The 17,499-nt window shown below is 62.3% G+C and carries 25 protein-coding genes; 9 read left to right on the plus strand and 16 right to left on the minus strand.

Annotated features, from left to right (window positions below; genetic code table 11):
• Window positions 1-458: 458 nt before the first annotated feature.
• Window positions 459-1,415, plus strand: coding sequence for a hypothetical protein (locus FA04_RS09310; RefSeq protein WP_034793464.1), 957 nt, complete (start codon window positions 459-461; stop codon window positions 1,413-1,415).
• 34 nt (window positions 1,416-1,449) lie between these two features.
• Here FA04_RS09310 and FA04_RS09315 read toward each other — a convergent pair whose 3' ends face one another.
• The 9 genes from FA04_RS09315 to FA04_RS35100 form a co-directional block, all read right to left on the minus strand.
• Window positions 1,450-1,656: a hypothetical protein gene (locus tag FA04_RS09315; protein ID WP_034793461.1), complete on the minus strand. Its 207-nt coding sequence runs from the start codon at window positions 1,654-1,656 to the stop codon at window positions 1,450-1,452.
• Between the two features lie 305 nt (window positions 1,657-1,961).
• Entirely contained in the window at window positions 1,962-2,147 is a 186-nt protein-coding gene (locus tag FA04_RS35090; RefSeq protein ID WP_127889113.1) for a hypothetical protein, read from the minus strand.
• Window positions 2,148-2,155: 8 nt separating this feature from the next.
• Window positions 2,156-2,374 carry a hypothetical protein gene (locus FA04_RS09325; RefSeq protein ID WP_034793455.1) on the minus strand — a complete coding sequence of 73 codons (219 nt, stop codon included), beginning with the start codon at window positions 2,372-2,374 and terminating at the stop codon, window positions 2,156-2,158.
• A gap of 10 nt (window positions 2,375-2,384) precedes the next feature.
• The gene (locus FA04_RS09330; protein ID WP_034793452.1) at window positions 2,385-2,666 is read right to left on the minus strand and encodes a hypothetical protein; all 282 of its coding nucleotides are present in this window, start codon (window positions 2,664-2,666) and stop codon (window positions 2,385-2,387) included.
• Window positions 2,667-3,220: 554 nt separating this feature from the next.
• A complete protein-coding gene (locus FA04_RS35095) occupies window positions 3,221-3,394 on the minus strand; it encodes a hypothetical protein (RefSeq protein ID WP_156552970.1) in 174 nt (57 codons plus the stop codon).
• The gene (locus tag FA04_RS09335; protein ID WP_034793449.1) at window positions 3,391-3,996 is read right to left on the minus strand and encodes a hypothetical protein; all 606 of its coding nucleotides are present in this window, start codon (window positions 3,994-3,996) and stop codon (window positions 3,391-3,393) included. The genes FA04_RS35095 and FA04_RS09335 overlap by 4 nt, the downstream gene beginning before the upstream one ends.
• An 86-nt stretch (window positions 3,997-4,082) precedes the next feature.
• Window positions 4,083-4,676: a helix-turn-helix domain-containing protein gene (locus tag FA04_RS09340; RefSeq protein WP_060643541.1), complete on the minus strand. Its 594-nt coding sequence runs from the start codon at window positions 4,674-4,676 to the stop codon at window positions 4,083-4,085.
• Entirely contained in the window at window positions 4,666-5,343 is a 678-nt protein-coding gene (locus FA04_RS35585) for a hypothetical protein (RefSeq protein WP_159415454.1), read from the minus strand. Before FA04_RS35585 ends, FA04_RS09340 begins: the two co-directional genes overlap by 11 nt.
• Window positions 5,264-5,998, minus strand: coding sequence for a hypothetical protein (locus tag FA04_RS35100; protein WP_060643539.1), 735 nt, complete (start codon window positions 5,996-5,998; stop codon window positions 5,264-5,266). Before FA04_RS35100 ends, FA04_RS35585 begins: the two co-directional genes overlap by 80 nt.
• A gap of 814 nt (window positions 5,999-6,812) precedes the next feature.
• On the opposite strand from FA04_RS35100, the gene FA04_RS09355 reads away from it, so the two are divergent.
• Window positions 6,813-7,463 carry a S24 family peptidase gene (locus FA04_RS09355; protein ID WP_082566246.1) on the plus strand — a complete coding sequence of 217 codons (651 nt, stop codon included), beginning with the start codon at window positions 6,813-6,815 and terminating at the stop codon, window positions 7,461-7,463.
• A 705-nt stretch (window positions 7,464-8,168) separates the two neighbouring features.
• Here the strand turns inward: FA04_RS09355 and FA04_RS09365 are convergent.
• Window positions 8,169-8,417 carry a hypothetical protein gene (locus FA04_RS09365; RefSeq protein ID WP_034793442.1) on the minus strand — a complete coding sequence of 83 codons (249 nt, stop codon included), beginning with the start codon at window positions 8,415-8,417 and terminating at the stop codon, window positions 8,169-8,171.
• A 241-nt stretch (window positions 8,418-8,658) separates the two neighbouring features.
• On the opposite strand from FA04_RS09365, the gene FA04_RS09370 reads away from it, so the two are divergent.
• From FA04_RS09370 to FA04_RS09380, 3 genes are all read left to right on the plus strand, one after another.
• Entirely contained in the window at window positions 8,659-9,090 is a 432-nt protein-coding gene (locus FA04_RS09370) for a hypothetical protein (protein ID WP_034793413.1), read from the plus strand.
• On the plus strand, window positions 9,087-9,278 hold the full coding sequence (locus tag FA04_RS09375) for a hypothetical protein (protein ID WP_034793412.1): 192 nt from the start codon (window positions 9,087-9,089) through the stop codon (window positions 9,276-9,278). Before FA04_RS09370 ends, FA04_RS09375 begins: the two co-directional genes overlap by 4 nt.
• 92 nt (window positions 9,279-9,370) lie before the next feature.
• Entirely contained in the window at window positions 9,371-9,775 is a 405-nt protein-coding gene (locus FA04_RS09380; protein ID WP_034793402.1) for a heme-copper oxidase family protein, read from the plus strand.
• Between the two features lie 35 nt (window positions 9,776-9,810).
• Here the strand turns inward: FA04_RS09380 and FA04_RS09385 are convergent, their stop codons facing one another.
• The 3 genes from FA04_RS09385 to FA04_RS09395 all read right to left on the minus strand — a co-directional run bounded on the left by FA04_RS09385 (window position 9,811) and on the right by FA04_RS09395 (window position 11,367).
• A complete protein-coding gene (locus FA04_RS09385) occupies window positions 9,811-9,963 on the minus strand; it encodes a hypothetical protein (protein WP_034793400.1) in 153 nt (50 codons plus the stop codon).
• Window positions 9,964-10,285: 322 nt separating this feature from the next.
• Window positions 10,286-10,699: a hypothetical protein gene (locus tag FA04_RS09390; RefSeq protein WP_034793398.1), complete on the minus strand. Its 414-nt coding sequence runs from the start codon at window positions 10,697-10,699 to the stop codon at window positions 10,286-10,288.
• Between the two features lie 137 nt (window positions 10,700-10,836).
• Window positions 10,837-11,367, minus strand: a complete 531-nt coding sequence (locus FA04_RS09395; protein WP_234798745.1) for a hypothetical protein — start codon at window positions 11,365-11,367, stop codon at window positions 10,837-10,839.
• Window positions 11,368-11,570: 203 nt separating this feature from the next.
• On the opposite strand from FA04_RS09395, the gene FA04_RS09400 reads away from it, so the two are divergent.
• A complete protein-coding gene (locus tag FA04_RS09400) occupies window positions 11,571-12,557 on the plus strand; it encodes a glycosyltransferase family 2 protein (protein ID WP_034793796.1) in 987 nt (328 codons plus the stop codon).
• A gap of 224 nt (window positions 12,558-12,781) precedes the next feature.
• Window positions 12,782-13,024 (plus strand): hypothetical protein, encoded by a 243-nt coding sequence (locus tag FA04_RS09405; protein WP_034793396.1) that lies wholly within the window; start codon window positions 12,782-12,784, stop codon window positions 13,022-13,024.
• Between the two features lie 124 nt (window positions 13,025-13,148).
• Here the strand turns inward: FA04_RS09405 and FA04_RS09410 are convergent, their stop codons facing one another.
• Window positions 13,149-13,880, minus strand: coding sequence for a class I SAM-dependent methyltransferase (locus FA04_RS09410; protein WP_051659275.1), 732 nt, complete (start codon window positions 13,878-13,880; stop codon window positions 13,149-13,151).
• Complete coding sequence (locus FA04_RS09415) at window positions 13,877-15,448, minus strand: GMC oxidoreductase (protein WP_034793394.1); 1,572 nt, start codon at window positions 15,446-15,448, stop codon at window positions 13,877-13,879. The genes FA04_RS09410 and FA04_RS09415 overlap by 4 nt, the downstream gene beginning before the upstream one ends.
• Window positions 15,449-15,698: 250 nt before the next feature.
• On the opposite strand from FA04_RS09415, the gene FA04_RS09420 reads away from it, so the two are divergent.
• Entirely contained in the window at window positions 15,699-15,899 is a 201-nt protein-coding gene (locus FA04_RS09420; protein WP_034793392.1) for a hypothetical protein, read from the plus strand.
• Between the two features lie 73 nt (window positions 15,900-15,972).
• Here the strand turns inward: FA04_RS09420 and FA04_RS09425 are convergent, their stop codons facing one another.
• Window positions 15,973-16,239, minus strand: coding sequence for a DUF1127 domain-containing protein (locus FA04_RS09425; RefSeq protein WP_034793390.1), 267 nt, complete (start codon window positions 16,237-16,239; stop codon window positions 15,973-15,975).
• A 615-nt stretch (window positions 16,240-16,854) separates the two neighbouring features.
• Here FA04_RS09425 and FA04_RS09430 point away from each other — a divergent pair.
• Window positions 16,855-17,286 carry a GFA family protein gene (locus tag FA04_RS09430; protein WP_034793388.1) on the plus strand — a complete coding sequence of 144 codons (432 nt, stop codon included), beginning with the start codon at window positions 16,855-16,857 and terminating at the stop codon, window positions 17,284-17,286.
• Window positions 17,287-17,499: the final 213 nt, after the last annotated feature.

The raw sequence follows: 17,499 nt of genomic DNA on the forward strand, positions 1-17,499 counted from the left end.
TTTATCATTGTCAGGTTCCTTCCTGCGATGAGCCATCGCGCGAAAAACTGATCTGGGAAGAAGCACGTCTCCATTGAGGTTCGACGCGCAAAGCCATGCCTGAATTTTCAAACAAATTTCGGCTGCCAAAACGGCAACTCACGACCGATTGCGAAAGGCCGTTGCCGTCTGCGCGGGCATGCTGCTCCTTTCGCGCGGGCAATCAAGTACGTAACTGTAACGAACGCCATAAACGTGGGCGCTCAACCGGTGGCGCAGTGACCGCATCGGGCCGAAATCGACCGGAAACGAGCCTCCCTTGAGCCGCGACCTCATTATTGGATTTGCCTTGCAGAAAGATCCAGGCACTGGAAATCTGATACAAATACGCAATACTGAAGAAATCCGAGGTGACCGCAAATCATTCTCGAACTTTCAAATAATATTGCTGCAAGAATTGAAATTGTTTTGGAGTAACCGTGCTGATCTACTCGGACGAAAATCTTGAAGTCATCCATCGACCGGGTTCATCCCCCTATCTGCTGGTGACCTTCAACGAGATGGAGATCCAGGCAAACGGCAGCCGCTACTGGGGCCAGCGCTTTTGCGAGAAGGCCGACATCTCAGCCCTCGGCTTCATCAGTAGGCGGCCCAACTGGTTTCCGGCGGCAAGCGTGGTCAAGGCGGTCGAAGCCGCAGCACCCATTCTGAATGCAGCTCCCGAGCGCATTCTGTACGGCCATTCGCAGGGTGGTTATGCGGCGCTTCGCTATCGCCGGCGCTTCAATGCCACCACGGCCATCGCCTTTTGCCCGCAGGTCTCGATCGACCCGAAATCCGTCCCCTACGACAATCGCTTCCTCCGGCATTTTTCGCCCGATCTGCACGCCAATATGGGCATTTCGGCCGATCAGGCCGCCGGCCGCGCCTTCATTTTTTATGATCCCTTCCACGCGATAGATCGCCGCCACGCCGAGCGCATCGCAGCACTTCAGGCCGAAACGCATCTCGTGCGCGTTCACATGACCGGCCACGGCACCGTCCGTGTCTTTACCGGCACCGAGCGTGCCCTTTCGCTGATCGCCGCCTGCAGAACCCATGACGTTTCGCGCCTACGGGGTCTTGCCCGCGCCGCCCGGGTCGATGCGCCCATGCGTCCCTATCAGGTCGCCGTCGCCGCCATGGCCCGGCATCCCGCCTGGTCCGACGCGCTCGACGCCCGCTTCGGCGACCGTTTTGCGCCAACGGAGCGGGTCAACTTCCTTTATCACCGCGCCAATCGCCACATCCGCGACGGCGATCTCGTCACCGCACGCAATATGCTGGCGAAGGCTCTCGCCCTCCTGCCCGGCGATCCCGCCCTCACGCACCGGCTGAAGGAACTCGACGCTCGCATCCTGCGCGAACGGAAGGTTGCGAGGAGCCTCGTAGGGTAGGATAGGCGATGTTATTCGGCCGGCTGCGCGTTGCTTAGCTTTCCTCGTGGGGCGGAGCGCGTCGGAGATAGACCTCATCGACGGCTGCCAGGAGAGAGCTTTCGGTTGAGGTAGACAAATTGAACTCGAACATAAGAAACCGGGCAAGATGTTCGGCGCAGCTTCCCTCCCGCGGTATCTGGTGCTCCGCGCAGGTCGCCTCGAACACACACCGCAGCAGCTCGATTTCCGCGACGCTCATCAAGACATTTCCATTCGCGTCAGACACGGGCGTTTACCTCGTCTTCTTCAGGCCCGCTGTGGTGCGTTGAGAAGCACAGCGGAGGCCAAATTGCTGGTCGAGGCCGGCCATAGTCCAGGAGCCGATATACAACCGCGCTCCCGTCCAGGACCCGTCACGTTCCACACGCCTGCCATATTGATCGAGTTCGCCCGTGTTGCCGGTTGCCCCACCGTTTCGCAGCCAAAGCGTAAGGCCAATCTGATGTGTGCGATGGAGCGGTTTCATCGGCGTCTATCTCCTTGTCTTGACGCAGATCAGTTGCTCTACAAAAGCCGGTGGCGCTCCTGCGTATCCCGGCTGCGCTTCAATATGCCGGAGCTGTCATGACGTTCCTGCGGCCTTTCGCGTGCCTTTTGACTGGCCGGCTTTGCGACTGTCAGCACAAGACCAACGTGACGGATTTCAGGTTTAACCCGGAATAGTCGCTTCAATGTTTCGACATAGCGCATGGCATTCCTCAGTGGCTGCGGGTCATTCCCCAGTCGATCGGTTCCAGATTGCTTTCAGCGCTGACCCGCTCCTGTCCGAGTTCATCGTTGCGAATTCGATATTGAGGGGCGTTGTCGCGTAGCGGCATCTTTGCGGTGATGCGATAGGTTTCGGCGGTTCTCGGTGAGAGGTTATGACGGTCTCGCAGGCGAACGGACAGCCCGACGGGATAGCGATGTTGGGACATGGTTTTATCCTCACTGTCCGGGCGCATCTGATATCTCGGCGCCGCTGAGCGCGACCAAACGCGCCAACTCGTCGGGTTCGATTTGTATCAACCGCATTCGGTAGTGGTTCTCGACTGTCGCGGGCAACTTGATGAAGGTGGCAACACGGCGGTAGGCGAGCCAGGAAAGCCCTTCGATCGGCACCTCGTCGTCATCGATTTCGTAGGCGCCGGCGACGATCGTCTCATCGACGCCCGGCAATCTGAACGGTCGGTCGAAATGGATTGTCCGGTGAATCGTTCGGTCGAACATGACATCTCCTCCCGATACCGGCAGTCGCCGGCACGCGATCTCGTTTGATACCGCTGCGTGCGGCAGCGCTACGACGCGGCGATCTAAGGGGGAAATGGCGGGTCGAGGTTCTGACGCCGCGAGAAGCCAAGCAGGCTTAAATCGATTTAATCAGGGTGCGCGTCAATTGAGGTCTATTCAAGGCCAAGATGAGGCAGACCCTTCGTGGCCTGGATACCCGGGCGCAGTCGGCTGGCGACCGCTGACGAAGCAATCGGCCGCATCAATGACCCGAAAGTCTGGCATGCGGTCAACGAAAAAGCCCGGGGCGAAATCGCACCGACCTTCCTCATCATCGCTCTTACACCAGTGCCAGTACATTCGTGGTCAAAAGTCTAAAGCGACACGGCAATTGCGAGCGGCGAAACGTTCAGCGCTCACCTGCATGATGTTTTCCTACGAACCGGAGGTGGCCGCCACGACCGAGGGAAGAGCCTTCCGCGGATAATCGTTACCGTGCCTGAGAGACCGCCGCGCGCCCCATCCACACGGCTCCGGTCGCGTCCGCCCGCCCCTCAGGCCGGTTCGAGCGTCGCGTGTTCAGCCGAACATGCGACGCTCGTCGCGGTGCGCAGCCGCGCTGACGCGAAGGCATTCGAACCCGCCATCGCGGCAAGCGGCGCGGCGAAGCGCGAGCCGGCTTGAAACCGCGCCACTGGCAGCGGCCGATCCGCGCCGCTCGCTTTCACGCCCCTTCCTTCTCCCGCGAAAGCCCCAGCTGCCAGTGCAGCTCCATCAGCCCGCGCTTCAGCCAGGCGAGCTGCGGTTCCGGCATGGTGCGTAGCATCTCGTAGTCCATGATGCAGACGTTGAAGACAGTGGTCTTCACCTGCGGCCCGTCCGGCAGTTTCAAGAGCACGCCTTCCAGCTCCATCATCCGGTTCGCCGCCTGGCGGGCGCCGCGGGCGCGCTCGGCGCTCGTCTCGCCGGCAAAACCCTTCACGTCGAACAGCGATTGGGCCCGCACGCTCGGGAAAGGAATGCCGGTGAGGCTGTAGTAACGCGCCATCTGCCGGCTGTATTCGTCGCCCGCCTCGCGCTCATGCGCCGTCAGCTTGCCGTCGAGGAACATGCGACCGAGCGTGTAGCCGGCAAAGGGGCTGGCAACATCGGCGTCGCGTCGGCCGGAAAAATGCATGCGCCGGCGCGCGTCCAGCGCCACGGAGCAGACCTCGCGCTCGCTTTCGCCATGCTTGATCTGCCCGCCCGGATAGCGCGCCACATTGGCCTTGCGCGGCCTGCCCGCCCGGCTGGCGCGCTTGATGCGGATGCGCTCTGCCTTGGATTTCATGGTCTCTTCTCCTTTTGCAATCTGCATGTGCCCTCGCCCGCTGCATGTGTCTGCGGCCGCGGGCGGGACTGAAATTCGTCGGAAAATCAAAATGCCGGCGCGCCGATCCCGTCGGCACCGGCATTCGCGGGCAAGCGGCCCGGCTGCTGGGTCCGTCCGCGCCGCCGCGCATTGCCGGGCTCGCGCTTGTTGACGGCGTGCAGCACCGAGGTGTGGTCGCGCCGAAAGATCCGCCCGAGCGCCGGCAGCGATAGATCCGGACGCTCGTCGTAAACAGCGGTCATGCAGCGGTGCCGCGGCTCGACCAGCCGTCGCTCGCGGCCAACCCCGATGATGTCCTCGAAGCTGATCCCAGGATAGGCGCCAAGCACCTCCTCGATGATCGCCCGCACCGGCCGGCGGTTGAACAGATCGCTGTTTGCCGCGGCCGTGGCACCGCAGATCAGCCGCGCCTGCGAGAGGATGCGCGCCTCGGCATCGGCGAGCGCCAGTTCCAACTCCTGGATCCGGCTCGCCTGCGCCCGCACCTGAACGGCGACGATGCCGACGAGATCGTCGAGCGTCGCCGGTTTTGCAGCCGCGCTCCCCGCTTCGTCCCCCGAGAGCATCCTTTCCGCCGACCCTTCCGCTGCGCGGCCCGGTGCCTGTCCTGTCGTCAATTCAGTGCCTTCAGACCGCATGGAAAGCCTCCCTCGAAACGGCTGGATTGAGATTTGCACGCTCGACGCCGGACACGAGCCAGTCGCGAAACGCATTCCGCGCCGCCGGATTTTGCGGGGCCGTATCATCCGGCTGCCTATCAGCTGCGCTTTCGGTCGGGACGTTCGCGCCTTGCGCCCGCCCGTCGGAGGAAACTGCATCCCGCCCGGCCTTCGCTGCCGCATGCGCCTGACGGAAGCTTTCGACCATCGCCCGCACCCGGCTGCGGCTTGCCGGCGATCGCCGATCGCGCGGCGTCAGCGCCGCAACCATCTCGCGTTTGCGGGCAAGATCCGCCCTGAGACCCAGCGCCTCCGCCTTGGCGAGCGCTGCCAGCACCGGCGGCTTGGGTATCGTGCCGAGAAGCACGTTGGGATTGGCGGCATAGTCGCCGCGGATCAGTTTCTGCGTCGCCGCCGAAAGCCCCGAGGCCGGCACGCCCGAAAGCGCGTAGTGGTAGACCGCAATGATCTTCCTCGGCTCGATCGTCGGGGGCATGGTCATGCCGGCCGTCTGCATCGCATCGAGGCTGCGCAGCACCGCCGCCTCGTTGACGCAAGCCAGCCGCTCAGTGAGCGCGGTAATCTCCCGGCCCAAGGTCGAAAGCCGGGCCTCCGCCGGCGAAATCATCATCTCTGAATAGGTCATTGTTCTCGTTTCCGTTCAGTTGGTTTTCGATTGTCTGCCTGCATTCCCGCTGATGGCGGGCAAAGGCGGTCTCGTGTGGCGGCGCTTGGGGGTGATGGCCGCGACGGGCCTGTCCGCCACCGCGCAACCCGCGGCCGCCGGCATTGCGCATCCAGTTTCGCCAGGTGGCGGCCCAGTCGAGCTTGGTCGCATCGCGTCCGGATTTGGCGCGCCAGTAGTCGCGGAACTTGTCGAACTCGACGCCGGCCTCGGCCCGGCCGAAGCCGAGGCCGGCGGCAAAGTCCCAGTCGGGCTCGAAATCTTCAGGCAGCCGCATCGCCCGGCCGCTCCCGTTGCGCCGCGAGCCTGCCGCATCCGGAACGGCTGCAGCCGGAACCGGCCGGTCGGCGTCCCCACCCGGATTCGGGTCGGGAGAGTTAGTTTCTTTAGGGGGTGTGGGGGAGCTTTCTTTATCAGAGAGGGCACCGTCGGCCGTCACCGTGACATCGCGTGACGTCACGCGGGCCCGACGGCGCTGCTGCCTTTCGCGGTCGCCCGCCCGGCGGCGCTCGATCTCGGATACGTGCCCCGCCTCGGCAGCGCGCACGGCAGAAAGGATTATCTCGGGCGACGCGCCCGATTGAACCAGGGCTTCGACGATTGCGGTAATGCGCATGCGCTCAAGCCCTCGCCGGCCGGGGGAAAGGAGAACGCACCACCTGGCGGGAGAAGACGCCCGCCACCCGGCTTGGACGACGAAGCCCGGCCTTGGAACCGACGTCCCCGGTCGCCAGCCGCCCCGGAGTTTCGCGCGTCGGCAAAACCCCGCGCCCTCCCGGCGCCTTCCCTGTCAAATCATTGTCAGCCATGCAGCTTCCCATGCCTTCCCCTTTGGCCGTGCCCATTGGCACGGCCATTCGTCGCGCCTGCCGCGCGCCCGCTTCCGATTGTTCTTCCCGTCACCGGCCAGTCGCCTCGCCGCCCACCGTCAGGCAAGCAGCCGGTCGCCTTCGCCGTCCCCTCCCGGTGTCAGGGGGGCCACGCCTCCGCCGAAGGAGGCACTGCAACGGCCGAAACCCGTGACCTTGGCGCCGCCGGCACGCACTGGCTGCGCGCCGGCTGCTCTCCACCGACGTGGCGCACGTCACCGACCACGGACCGTCATCGGCCCGCGTGGCAACCATGCGCCGGCGCGCCGGCATCGATTGGAAAAGCGAGAGGTCGCCGGGGAGGAAACGACGGCCTCTCGCCTGGACCACCGCACAAGATGCGGCGATCGATGCTGAATGCGCCCCCTGGTCGGCATCGGCTGAGACGGATCGATCATCCGCATCCAGTCCGCTTGCTGGCCCACTGGGCGCCGTGACGGTTGCTGCAGCGGTTTCTGCCGCTCATTTCCGTTGACATCCTATTCATAGTAGGATTTCTTATTGCCATCAAGAGGAAAAATCCTATTGGACGACGGAAACGGAATCTGGGATGCCAGTGCCATGGACGAATTGCGCCACCTCATCCGGGAAGCAGTCGACGCGAAGAAGACGACCTACAAGGATCTGTCGATCGCGATCGGGAAGAACCATGCCTATATCCAGCAGTTCGTGGAGCGGGAGACGCCGCGGGAACTGCGCGAGCGCGACGCCCGCGCGATCGTCGAGCTGATCCAGGGGGCTGCCGCCGCCGGCGAAGCCGCGCCCAGACGCGCGCCGGGTTTTGCGCCGCAGATCGTGCCCGGCGAGCAGCTCGTCGGCCATCGCGACCTGCCGATCTTTGCGGCCGCGCAAGGCGGCGACGGCCATGTGATCGTCACCTTCGATGCGGTCGAATATGTCAAGCGCCCGTCCGTGCTCGAGGGCGTCAAGGGCGCCTACGGTATCTACCTCACCGGCAGCTCGATGATCCCGGCCTATGAGCCGGGCGACATGGCGCTCGTCCACCCGCACCTGCCACCTACGCGCGACAAGGACGTGGTGCTCTACCACGTTCCCCCCGCCAACGATGCCGAGGCAATCATCAAGCGGCTCGTCTCGTTCAACGACCGCGAATGGACGCTGAGGCAATACAACCCCTTCCTGGAGTTCACCGAAAGCCGGGTCGAATGGTCCTTCTGCCACCGTGTCGTCGGCAAATACAGCGCGCGGTAAGCGGGGCGAGCACCACAAACAATCACAGGATTTTAAAGAGATTGAGCGGCAATCCGGTCGGGATCGCCGAGCAGCCGCCGCTTAGGTACGCCGCAATTTTTCAGCCCGCTCGTCGCGCTTTAAGTCTTTGATTTCTCGCCCATCGCCGCCGCAAACAGCACAAATAAGCGAGTTGCCTTAGTCGGAACACCGATCGACCAAGGCCTGAAAAGCAGCGTCAACCGCTGTCCGAGGGCTGGTTGCGACCACCCAGATCGGATCGGCCGCAGCGACGACCCTATCACCGGAACCACCAAGGTCAGCCGCCCGAACCGCCTCGAAAATGGCGCAGGCGCGCTTGCTCCTGCGATTGTACGCAAGCTCGAACATGGCCTCCGGAGGCCCGGCAGGATCGGCAAACACCTGCACGACATAGGCCCGAAATCCGCGCCTGTCGTCGCAAAAATTGATCTGTCGCAGGAGAACGGGGCTCAACTCGGCCTCGTCAACCGGAATGGGCGAAGACCAATATTGACCGGTAGACGGCTCGCCGCTTGCACGACTGTCGACGGACATCATTTCACGCCTCCCAACGTTGCGCGACGACATTACCACGGCGCACCCGGCTCGTAACCAATGAACATTGAGTGGCGCCCAAGCGGTGAGCGCCTTCTCGACCGCTCACGGATGTGACCGTTACGGGCCACCCCTGCCCGGCGACAGCCGTCACGCCGCCATCGCCTCCTCGATCTCCGTGGGCAGGTCGCCGATCGTAAAGAGCACCCTGGCATCCTCGAACTCACCGGTCGCCAGGTCGCCCGAGCGGCTGAAGGCAATCACCCCCACCTTGGTCGCCGCGAGCCTTTCGGCCAGCCGCTGGGCATGCTCGGGTCCGGTCGCCTGCACCGGATCGTCGGCGAGAAATGCGCCGCGGCTCCCCAGTGTGAAGCTCTGAACGACGAAGTAGGTGATCATCCCATGCTCCTTTTCCGCCACCTGGAATGGCGGCCCCACAGTGGCGCAATCACGCGAACAAAACAAGAACAAACAGGGCGTCATCGACAACTTGAACAAGGCAATTCCTGCCGGCAGTGTTTTTCCTATTGACTGGCAGATAGGATTTTTCCTATATCTACATCAGAAACACAGCCGGAGGGGCCGACAGGGAACCCGCGAAGGGTGTTCCAGTGCGCACCTCGAACAGACGAGGTGAACGATGTCGGATGCGATCTCCGTGGACGCCGCAACGGCGATGAGCGCAGCACCCTTTCTAAAGCGCCGAGAAATCATTCTCGCCATGATGACGCTCGGTGCCGGCACCTTCTGCAACGAGACCGACACGACGGGCACCACCTACCGAACCGCAGCCGACTGGCTCGATGTGCATGACGGCGAGCATGTGGAGCGGCTAATCCGCTTCGATCTCGACGCGCTTCACGGCGAAGATGTTACCGAGACCGTCGCCGATGCCTGGCTGAACGGTTTCGAGCAGAGCCCCGAGCAGGAACACAGACTGCCCGCTTTCGTGCGAACGTCGCAGGCATGGGAACGCTGGTGCGCCGATTTCAGCGCGCAGTGCGCGCCTTTCGGCCAAACCGCCCACGGCACCCTCAACCACCGCCAGCAGTTCGGAACCAGCCTGCGATGACCGTCACGCTCGACAGATCCGCCCTCTTTGCAGCCATCGAAGCCTTCTGGGAAACCGAAGGCGGCAACGATCGCGGCATCGAGGCGGCGATTTCGGCTTACCTGCAGCGCCAGGGGCTCACCACCTTCGACGGCATGGCGACGCGCAAACGCGCCACGCTCGCCGCCACCACCGCCCGGCCCGCCTGACCTTCGCCTGCCCGGACGCCCCCACACGCCCAATATTGGCAAATTTGCGAACATGCTAATAGACAGCAAAGGCATCGCGGAGGAGACAGTCCATGCCAAGGCTTGCGCAACTCTATTTCAAGACCGCAATCATCTTTCTGATCATCGGCCTCTGCATGGGCCTGCACATGGCGATCAGCCAGGACCATGCAGCAACGCCGGCCCATGCCCATACGAACCTGCTCGGCTGGGTGACGATGGCGATCTTCGGCATCTATTACGCGCTCAACCCGGCCAAGGCCGAGCGGCGGCTCGCGCTGATCCAGTATTATGTCTACACGTCAGGCGTCGCGGTGCTCGTGCCCTCGCTCTATCTGATGACGACAGGCAGGCCCGAGATCGAGCCCATCGTTGCCGCCGCGTCGATCGTCGCCTTCCTCGGCGTGCTGCTATTTGCCGTGGTGATCTTCAGCAGCGCTGAAAGTCCCGCGCGCGCCAGCACCGCCCCATCGCGGTAGGTAGGCCGCTGCAGCCCGGGGCACCTCGTATCGCGTCACTTCGATGTCGATTTCAGCACGCGATGGGTCGCATCGTCCAGCGCATGGCCGGTTTCGACACCGTCCTGCCGAAAGCCGCGCGCCGTGTTGGCGCAAGCCGAAAGCACAAGCACCGCCAGGCACAGGAACGTCAGCATCGCCTTTGACATGATCGTCTCCGTCTTTTCCCCAATCGGAAATGAAGCTCCGACCGGCAAAGTCAATCGATAGCCTTGAAAACCGACCCGTGAAGCGACCACAGGGGCGCGCCTGCCCGCCCGTGCGCGGGCCACTTTATTTTGGCAACCGTACCAGAATCAGCGAATCCGGCCTTTCCCGCTCCGGCGGATGCACGTTAGCTTCCGTACCGCGCAGTACGTTCTTTCTGGACTGCGCTTCCCCGCACCCCGAGCCATTTTGGGTGCCTGCTTGCCCCGCCCTCGTGCGGGGCTCTTTCTTTCTAGGGGCCTGCCGGGTCGTTACCAACCGGTCTCAATCAACCTTGAACACTGCGTCGCCGACGAAGACGATGACATATTGTCCGCCCTCACCCTCACGCGCCCAGCCCTGCAGCACCGCTGCATAGGGTGCGCGCTTCCAGGCGTCCGGATGATCCGGATCGACGAGAACCGTGACCTGCGGTCCCTGACGATAGATCATCATATGCGAACGCGCCGGATCCCACGCCTCGCCCAACTTCTCGTCCGTACGCCAGAGACAGAGAAAGTCACGGCAAAGCTGCGGCCGGTCCTCATAGATCCGGCATCCCGCACCCGTGCAATGCCGACACCAGGCATTGGCCGGCTTCTCCAGCGCATCGATATCCGGCAGGCGGCAGCAGAGCGTGCAGGTGCCGCAGGCGCGCTCGGCGAGCGGGGTGGCGTTGAAATCGGAAAGTGCGGTCATGCGGCGAGGTCTATCACCGTGCCCGGCCGCAAGGAAACCCGCAAAACTTCGACGTTACCCGACCGCCGACGCCGAACGATTGCCGACGCCGGCCTATGTGAGAGAACGATCGCGATCGTCATGCGACCGCCCAGCCGTTATCCGATGCGCGGACAGCCGCTGCGGTTCGCCAGATAGATCCGGGCATATTGGCCGCGCCGGGTTTCGCCTTCAACGACGATCCGGTTGCGGCTCATGGCGGCAATTTCTGGATCGCGCAGCCCGGCGCGATAGGCCCGGCGCAACGCCTGACCGGTGCTGCAGCCGCGCGGGCGAACGTAATCTTCGTCGTCATAGCGCCGCTCGCGACGGAAGTCGTCGCCGTAATAATCCCGGTCCCGGCCGATATAGAGGTCGAGTGATTGCGCCGGCGAGACGGCCGGCATTGCAGTGACCGATCCCGCGGCCACCAGGGCCGCCATCAATAGCTTGCTCATCACGCTTGTCATGTCTGCCTCCTCCACTTCTTGGCGCATCAGCGCGAACGTGGATGAAGGAGAAACAGGATAGCGGCCAAAAAGTTTCGCAGAAAACGCTTTGACGTCAGGCTGCGCACCAGTGCCGACCCGCTTGAATGCCGCCTTTTGCGATTGAAGGATACCCGCAGAAACTGTAGCAGCCGGGCGCACTCCACGTGTGCGAGCCACTCGACACAGCGATTTTCGCTCCCCATATCCGTGCGATCGTATGGATTGCCACGCCTGTGCTTTTGATTTAGTCCGGGTTCATATTGTTTATGACAAATGTCGGAATGAGCATGACGGATATCGCGTATCCCTTCAAGAATCGATCCGATGCCGAGTCGATCACGGATCGAAGCTTGTTTGATCGCATCGCGACCTGGTACGAGACGACCAAGGTCGAGCGGCGCGAGCGCAGGATGAACCACGCGGTCGATCTGCGCTGCGTCAGCCCCCAAGGGCAGACGTCGCTCTATCCCGATGACCTGCCGCTGATCTTCCTGACCCGCAACGACGCCAAGCTCATGCCGGGCTTCCTCGCCCATTACCGGTCACTCGGGATCACCCGCTTCATCTGCGTCGACGATGCCTCGACCGACGGCACCCGCGAATATCTGCTCTGTCAGCCGGATGTCGACCTGTGGGCATCCTCGGTCCGCTACAAGGATGCGCGGCGCGGACGCGCCTGGAGAGAGTCGCTGTTCGCACTGTATGGTGGCGAACGCTGGTACGTGAACGTCGATTCCGACGAATTCCTGATCTATGACGATTGCGAAAACCGCACGCTCTGGTCGGTCATCCACGCGCTCGAGGGCCTGAAGATCTCGCGCCTCCCGGCACCGATGCTGGACATGTATCCGGTCGATCTCGGGGCCGCCGACATCGACCAGTTGCAGACCAGTGCCCCCTGGGAAGTCGCCGATCATTTCGACAGCCGCGGCTACACGCTGACGACGACGAAGCGGGCGATCACCATCAAGGGCGGCGCTCGCCACCGCGAGTTCGACTCGGACCTGGAAATGATCAAGTACCCGCTGATCTATTGGGACGAAGACTGTCGCTTCGGCCCTAGCATCCACCAGCCGCTCCCCTATCAGCGCAATTTCTCGTCTATTCTTGGCACGCTGCTGCACTTCAAGTTCTTTGCCGACTACCAGAAGGTCATCAACGACGCGGTGGCCGATGGGCAATATTTCGACGGCTCGGCGGCCTACGCCAAGATGACGGATGCACTCTCCAGCACTGGCGCCCTGCAGCTCTTTTCCGAGTCTTCGATGAAGTTCGACGGATCGAAGCAATTGCTGCGGCTCGGCTTCATTACCGCGGTCCCGAAGGCTCCCGACGAAGGCACCCGCTAAGGCGGGTTTGTCGGTTCGCGCTTTCGCTTAGCCGGCTGTCGATGGGGAAAACCACCCGGCTCATGTTTACACTTCAGGGACAGCCGCACACGTCGGGGCGGTCACAGCCGCCCCACGCCACGTTTGGCATGTGTTTTTCAACCGACCCGCGAACCGGCCCGTTGATAATTCGACCAACCGCTCCATTTACAGCTTCAAGGCACTTAACCTGAGGAGAAGCCTTGATGAATCGAAACACCATCATCGGTATCGTGGTTGTGGTCGTGCTCATTGTACTTGCTGTGATGTTCCTGAAACCGGGGGCGAACCAGCAGGCAACCGAGACAGCGCCGACAACGACGACGACACAGCCGGCAACGACCGAGCAGCCAGCAACGACCCAGCAGCCCGCAACGACAGACCAGTCGGCGACGCCGCCAGCAACAACCACGCAGCCGGCCACGACGCAGCCCGCGACGACCCCGTAAACGCCCGCGAGCACCCGGCGCCAAAAACGCAATCACCCACGGGCGTCGCCCGTGGGTGATCCTTCATCGGAATTTTAAAGGCGAAGCGGCGACGGACGTCGCCCAAGCCGCGGGCGGGCCCGCGCTATTTCCTCACCACGGCCTGGATATTGGAAGGCATCATCGAATCGATCTTGTGATCGTCGGTGTATTTCCACGTCGTATCGTACTGCTGGGTAATGAAGACGTCGAAGAACCGGGCCGAGCGCGCCATGAGTTCGATGAACGGGCGCGCCAGCGGAAACACGTCGCACTGCAGCAGAATGCGCTGCATCAGAATGCCGATCGTTTCGAACGGCATGCTCGAGCCACGCAGGTCCTCGATCTCGCTCCAGTCCTTGAACAGCATCTTGAAGGAGAAGGGCGTGAAGTGGAAATAGTTCTCGGGCCCCTCGTGGAAGGAGAACACCGCCGAGGCGGAGATGATCAGCTTGCCGTTCGGCTTCAGGATGCGGCGCATGTCGTCGATCAGCCGCTGCGGATCGGGAACATGTTCGAGCAGGCCGGTGCAGAGCACGATGTCGTAGCTTTCGCTCTCGATGGCATCGAGATGGTAATGCGTGTCGACGACGAGATCGGCCTTCTTGCGATCGGACTTCGAGACCAGGAACGAGTTCGGGAAAAACTCAGTATAGTCAACGTCTTCGGTGTGAACGATGATCGTGCGCTTGTTCGAAGCATTTTCCTGGCATAGCCGGACCAGGTTCTTCGTCGAAAGCTTGCCCCCGAAGTAGTTCTTTCGCGAGAGCTTTTGCCAGCGCGTGCGTTTCGCCCGCTGTTCCTTGCCGCTAAGTTCCGGGGAAGTCATTTCCGTCATGGATTACCCGCCTTTGTTTTGTGGCGCTGGCATATCTTATCGGCGGTAAGCATTGCAAGCGCCATGACTGTCAGTACTGGATTGGCGTAGCCGTAGGAGGTGAAGACCGACGCGCCTGCCGCGTAGAGGTTGTCGACCCCGTGCACCCGGCCATCGCGATCGATGACGGACATGTCGGCCGAGCGGCCCATACGCGTCGTGCCCATGAAATGGGAATGGATGCCGGTGATGTCCCAGGGCTTGCCTGCCGGCGGCAGCGTCGAGATCAGCTTGCCGATATTGTGGCGCAGCAGCAGCCCGGAAAGCTCGTCCAGAAATTCGCGGATCGACGCCTGGTCATCTTCTGTCAGCGACCAGCGCACGACGCCCTTCGGCAGCCCATGGGGATCGCGCGCCTCGCTCAACTCGACCCTGTGCTCGGCATTGGGATGTTGGTCGAAGAAGCCGCGCACCACGAGGATCGAGCCGCCCGGCCCGAGCAACCCCATCTTGCCGATGACGTTGAAGGCGACCTGGCCGACAACCGCCAGAGCCGAGGTCAGGCGACGACGCAAGGTCGATTGCGGGCGATCGCCGCCCTCGCCGGCAGCCACCACGTGCTGCGCATGTTCGAGGAGCTTGAGCCCGATTGATTCAAAGCGCGGCGAAAACTGAACATAATGGTTCAGCTGCTCTCTCTTCTGACCCTTGCGCACGCCGACACCGAAGCGCAGCGAGCTGCTGCCGCTCTTGTGATCGCTGAACAGCGGCCCTGCCGTCTTCACCGTCTTGAACAGGTGAATGCGCCCGACATTCGCCTTCGGATGGGTGGAAAAGAAGCGGCCGATATTGTCGTTTACCAAAAACCCGCCTTGGCGGCTGTTCAGCATGATGCGCGGGTTTTCGAGCCCCCCCGCGCAAAGCACGAATTCCGGGGCGGAAAGCTCCACGGTTCGCCCCTCGCCGATCGCCGCCCGCACCGCACCGACGCGATCGCCGGCGGCGGTCGGGATCACCTGCAGCACGCGGCAATTATAGACGATGGTGAGATCAGGGTTCTTGCCCGCAAGCGCCTTCAGATAATCCTGACCGTTGAAGGCCGGACGGCTCCACTGGAACCGCTTGACCGAGACGGCCGGGTCGGAGACAAAATCCCGCCAAGGCGCCGAGCCGCCGTCATAGGCTGGCACCTGGTCGATGGCGCCGATCGGCTTCAGCTGCAGGAGTTCGATCGCCTGCTGGTAATATCCATCGAGTTCAGCGCGCTCCAGCGGCCAGTCGTTGCCGGACGTCAGGTCGACATCTTCCAGCGGCGCGACACGCCCGGACCAAAGATTGGTCGCGCCGCCGATCTGGAATGAAAGCCCGAACGGCTCCTGGTTGGCGATCTCGAAGAAGGGCGAGCTGTCGGAGTTGACGAGGTTGTCGCCGGTTTCAAGCAACGTGACCTTCAAGCCCTCCGCCAAGAGCCGCGTCGCCATGGCGCAGGCCGCAGCCCCCGACCCAACAATCAGCACATCGGAACCGATCGCCTGCAGGGCCTCGTCGCTGCACGCACGCGCGTCAATAATATTCCTGGTGTCCGTCATCGCTACTGCACTTCCACCCGCGGTTTCAAATGCCGGATGTCCCGACCTCGTCACCGTCATAGCTAATTGAGCAAACCGGGCAAGCGCGCTCGTCGATATAATCAGGGAAAACCGGCCCGGGTAGCAGACGGGAGGCGGCGTTCACACGCCAGAATAGAAGGTTTGTGATCAGGACATGAGTGACGTTTTCGATACCCAGCCTTCCCGCAACCAGTGCTATGAATGAGCCCTTGCCCCCACGGAGCCCCGAATGCGCGTCGTCTTCCTCTCTTCGCTGCTCTTTCTTTCATCCTGCATACCGCACATCCCGGAGGACGTTCTCGACGCCGGCTGGTGCAGGGAGATGGCGGCAGCAAGGGCGAAGGCGACAGGCAAAGGGCGGGAAAACCTTGCCGCGGCGATGATCAAGCATGACTGCGCGGCCAAGCTCGCCGCGCCAGTCCCCCAGTGAGCCGATTGCCCTCTGAGCCGTTGTTCATCGGCCACCGGTTGCTGCGGGAAAAGAGGCCCGCTTGACGCGGGCCTCAGTTGTGTCTCGTCACCGGATAGCCGACCGGCATCTGCCAGAGCGAGATGTCGGCGATCTCCGGCTTCTTCACGCCCTCTCCCGTCTCTGCGCCGATATCGCGCAGCATACGGTCGGAGAGGTGGCTGAGCTGGTTGAGCGTCCGCTGACGCCTCCAGGCAGCAAGCAGGAAAGCGCCGACCGTGCGGCGGAAGCCGAACGTTCGAAAAAGGTCGTCCATGATCGCCGGCAAGGCGCCAGCGGTGGTCAGTTGCAATTCGCGCATGATTTTTCCCGCCGCGCAAAGCGGTCGGGTCCTCTAGATTATGGATGCGCGCGGACACGGAACTACGTTCCGGAAGCCGGTCACATCAAGTCAAAATGGAAGATACGAAAAGGCGGAACTCAGGACGCAATTATGCGCCGAAGTAATACACAGGATTACGGCACACTCGTCGTGACGGGTGAACCATTCCACCAGAGGCGCGCATCTGAACAAAATTGATATTCATCGTATGCCTCCTCTAGTTTGAGCTCCGATTTGGGGAAAATTACACAGGATTACTTTGTCGGCAAGAGGACAATCTGCAGACGCAGGATTGAAGATGCGCCTGTTGCATGACGGCAACACCAGCAATGCGGCGGGCTTTGTGAGCCTTTCGACCACCCCTGGTTCGGGCGTGACCGTCATCAACGGAAACGATCCCAATTGCACCGTCAATTGAACGGAGCCTGCTGATCTCGAAAACATAGGGGCGGCCGACGCCGAACGGTGCCGGCGGCACAACCGGCCGAGGGTCGGTCGCGCCGGCCGCGACGCCTTGTGGCCCGCACTTGAGGATCGGTGATCCAGCCCTTATGGAACAGACATCAATTCGGCTCAGACCAGACGGATGTTTCCATGAATTTCGACGTTCAGGACCTCAACGGCGCCTGCCACTGCAAAACGGTTCGCTTCAATGTTCGGCTGAAGAATGGCCTCCATACGGCCCGCCGCTGCACCTGCTCATACTGCCAGCTGAAGGGCGCGGTTGCCGTCTCGGCGGCCAAAGACGGCGTGACTGTGCTTTCGGGCGGCGAGGCGCTGACCAAGTATCAGTTCAACACAAATGCAGCAGAACACTTCTTTTGCTCGAAATGCGGCATCTACACCTTTCACAAGCCGCGCTCCAACCCCGATTTCTACGGCGTCAACGCAGCCTGTCTGGAGGGCGTGAGCCCCTTTGATTTTGAAGATTTGCCGGTCAACGACGGCATCAATCATCCGATGGACACCAAGGGCTCAACCGGCCCCCGGCTCGCCGGAACCCTGCGATATTTTCCGGCCAAGTGATTCACGAGCCCTGCAAGACACGGCGCGACGGCGGCCCGGCCGTCGCGCGTGCTTGGCGACTGATCGCCGGAAGACCGATCATGCTGGCCCAGCCCTGTCTTTGCGATCCTCATCCGCCGCCCGTCCCACGGGTCAGCGGAATGCGCGCCACCCACTGGGGTCGCAACATCGAAACGGTAGATTTTGCAACGGAAACGGGCCGTGACTTCTGCC

It is taken from the genome of Ensifer adhaerens, from assembly GCF_000697965.2.
Classification (GTDB): Bacteria; Pseudomonadota; Alphaproteobacteria; order Rhizobiales; family Rhizobiaceae; genus Ensifer; species Ensifer adhaerens.

Excerpts from the sequence above, each read along its gene's own strand:
- FA04_RS09325 (WP_034793455.1), bottom strand. The coding sequence starts at position 2,374 with ATGTCCCAACATCGCTATCCCGTCGGGCTGTCCGTTCGCCTGCGAGAC.
- FA04_RS09425 (WP_034793390.1), bottom strand. The coding sequence starts at position 16,239 with ATGCGCGAATTGCAACTGACCACCGCTGGCGCCTTGCCGGCGATCATG.
- FA04_RS35100 (WP_060643539.1), bottom strand. The coding sequence starts at position 5,998 with ATGCGCATTACCGCAATCGTCGAAGCCCTGGTTCAATCGGGCGCGTCG.
- FA04_RS09330 (WP_034793452.1), bottom strand. The coding sequence starts at position 2,666 with ATGTTCGACCGAACGATTCACCGGACAATCCATTTCGACCGACCGTTC.
- FA04_RS09335 (WP_034793449.1), bottom strand. The coding sequence starts at position 3,996 with ATGAAATCCAAGGCAGAGCGCATCCGCATCAAGCGCGCCAGCCGGGCG.
- FA04_RS09430 (WP_034793388.1), top strand. The coding sequence starts at position 16,855 with ATGAATTTCGACGTTCAGGACCTCAACGGCGCCTGCCACTGCAAAACG.
- FA04_RS09370 (WP_034793413.1), top strand. The coding sequence starts at position 8,659 with ATGTCGGATGCGATCTCCGTGGACGCCGCAACGGCGATGAGCGCAGCA.
- FA04_RS09410 (WP_051659275.1), bottom strand. The coding sequence starts at position 13,880 with ATGACGGAAATGACTTCCCCGGAACTTAGCGGCAAGGAACAGCGGGCG.
- FA04_RS09375 (WP_034793412.1), top strand. The coding sequence starts at position 9,087 with ATGACCGTCACGCTCGACAGATCCGCCCTCTTTGCAGCCATCGAAGCC.
- FA04_RS35090 (WP_127889113.1), bottom strand. The coding sequence starts at position 2,147 with ATGCGCTATGTCGAAACATTGAAGCGACTATTCCGGGTTAAACCTGAA.
- FA04_RS09390 (WP_034793398.1), bottom strand. The coding sequence starts at position 10,699 with ATGACCGCACTTTCCGATTTCAACGCCACCCCGCTCGCCGAGCGCGCC.
- FA04_RS09415 (WP_034793394.1), bottom strand. The coding sequence starts at position 15,448 with ATGACGGACACCAGGAATATTATTGACGCGCGTGCGTGCAGCGACGAG.
- FA04_RS09365 (WP_034793442.1), bottom strand. The coding sequence starts at position 8,417 with ATGATCACCTACTTCGTCGTTCAGAGCTTCACACTGGGGAGCCGCGGC.
- FA04_RS09420 (WP_034793392.1), top strand. The coding sequence starts at position 15,699 with ATGCGCGTCGTCTTCCTCTCTTCGCTGCTCTTTCTTTCATCCTGCATA.
- FA04_RS09405 (WP_034793396.1), top strand. The coding sequence starts at position 12,782 with ATGAATCGAAACACCATCATCGGTATCGTGGTTGTGGTCGTGCTCATT.
- FA04_RS09315 (WP_034793461.1), bottom strand. The coding sequence starts at position 1,656 with ATGAGCGTCGCGGAAATCGAGCTGCTGCGGTGTGTGTTCGAGGCGACC.
- FA04_RS09380 (WP_034793402.1), top strand. The coding sequence starts at position 9,371 with ATGCCAAGGCTTGCGCAACTCTATTTCAAGACCGCAATCATCTTTCTG.
- FA04_RS09340 (WP_060643541.1), bottom strand. The coding sequence starts at position 4,676 with ATGCGGTCTGAAGGCACTGAATTGACGACAGGACAGGCACCGGGCCGC.
- FA04_RS35585 (WP_159415454.1), bottom strand. The coding sequence starts at position 5,343 with ATGACCTATTCAGAGATGATGATTTCGCCGGCGGAGGCCCGGCTTTCG.
- FA04_RS09355 (WP_082566246.1), top strand. The coding sequence starts at position 6,813 with ATGGACGAATTGCGCCACCTCATCCGGGAAGCAGTCGACGCGAAGAAG.
- FA04_RS09385 (WP_034793400.1), bottom strand. The coding sequence starts at position 9,963 with ATGTCAAAGGCGATGCTGACGTTCCTGTGCCTGGCGGTGCTTGTGCTT.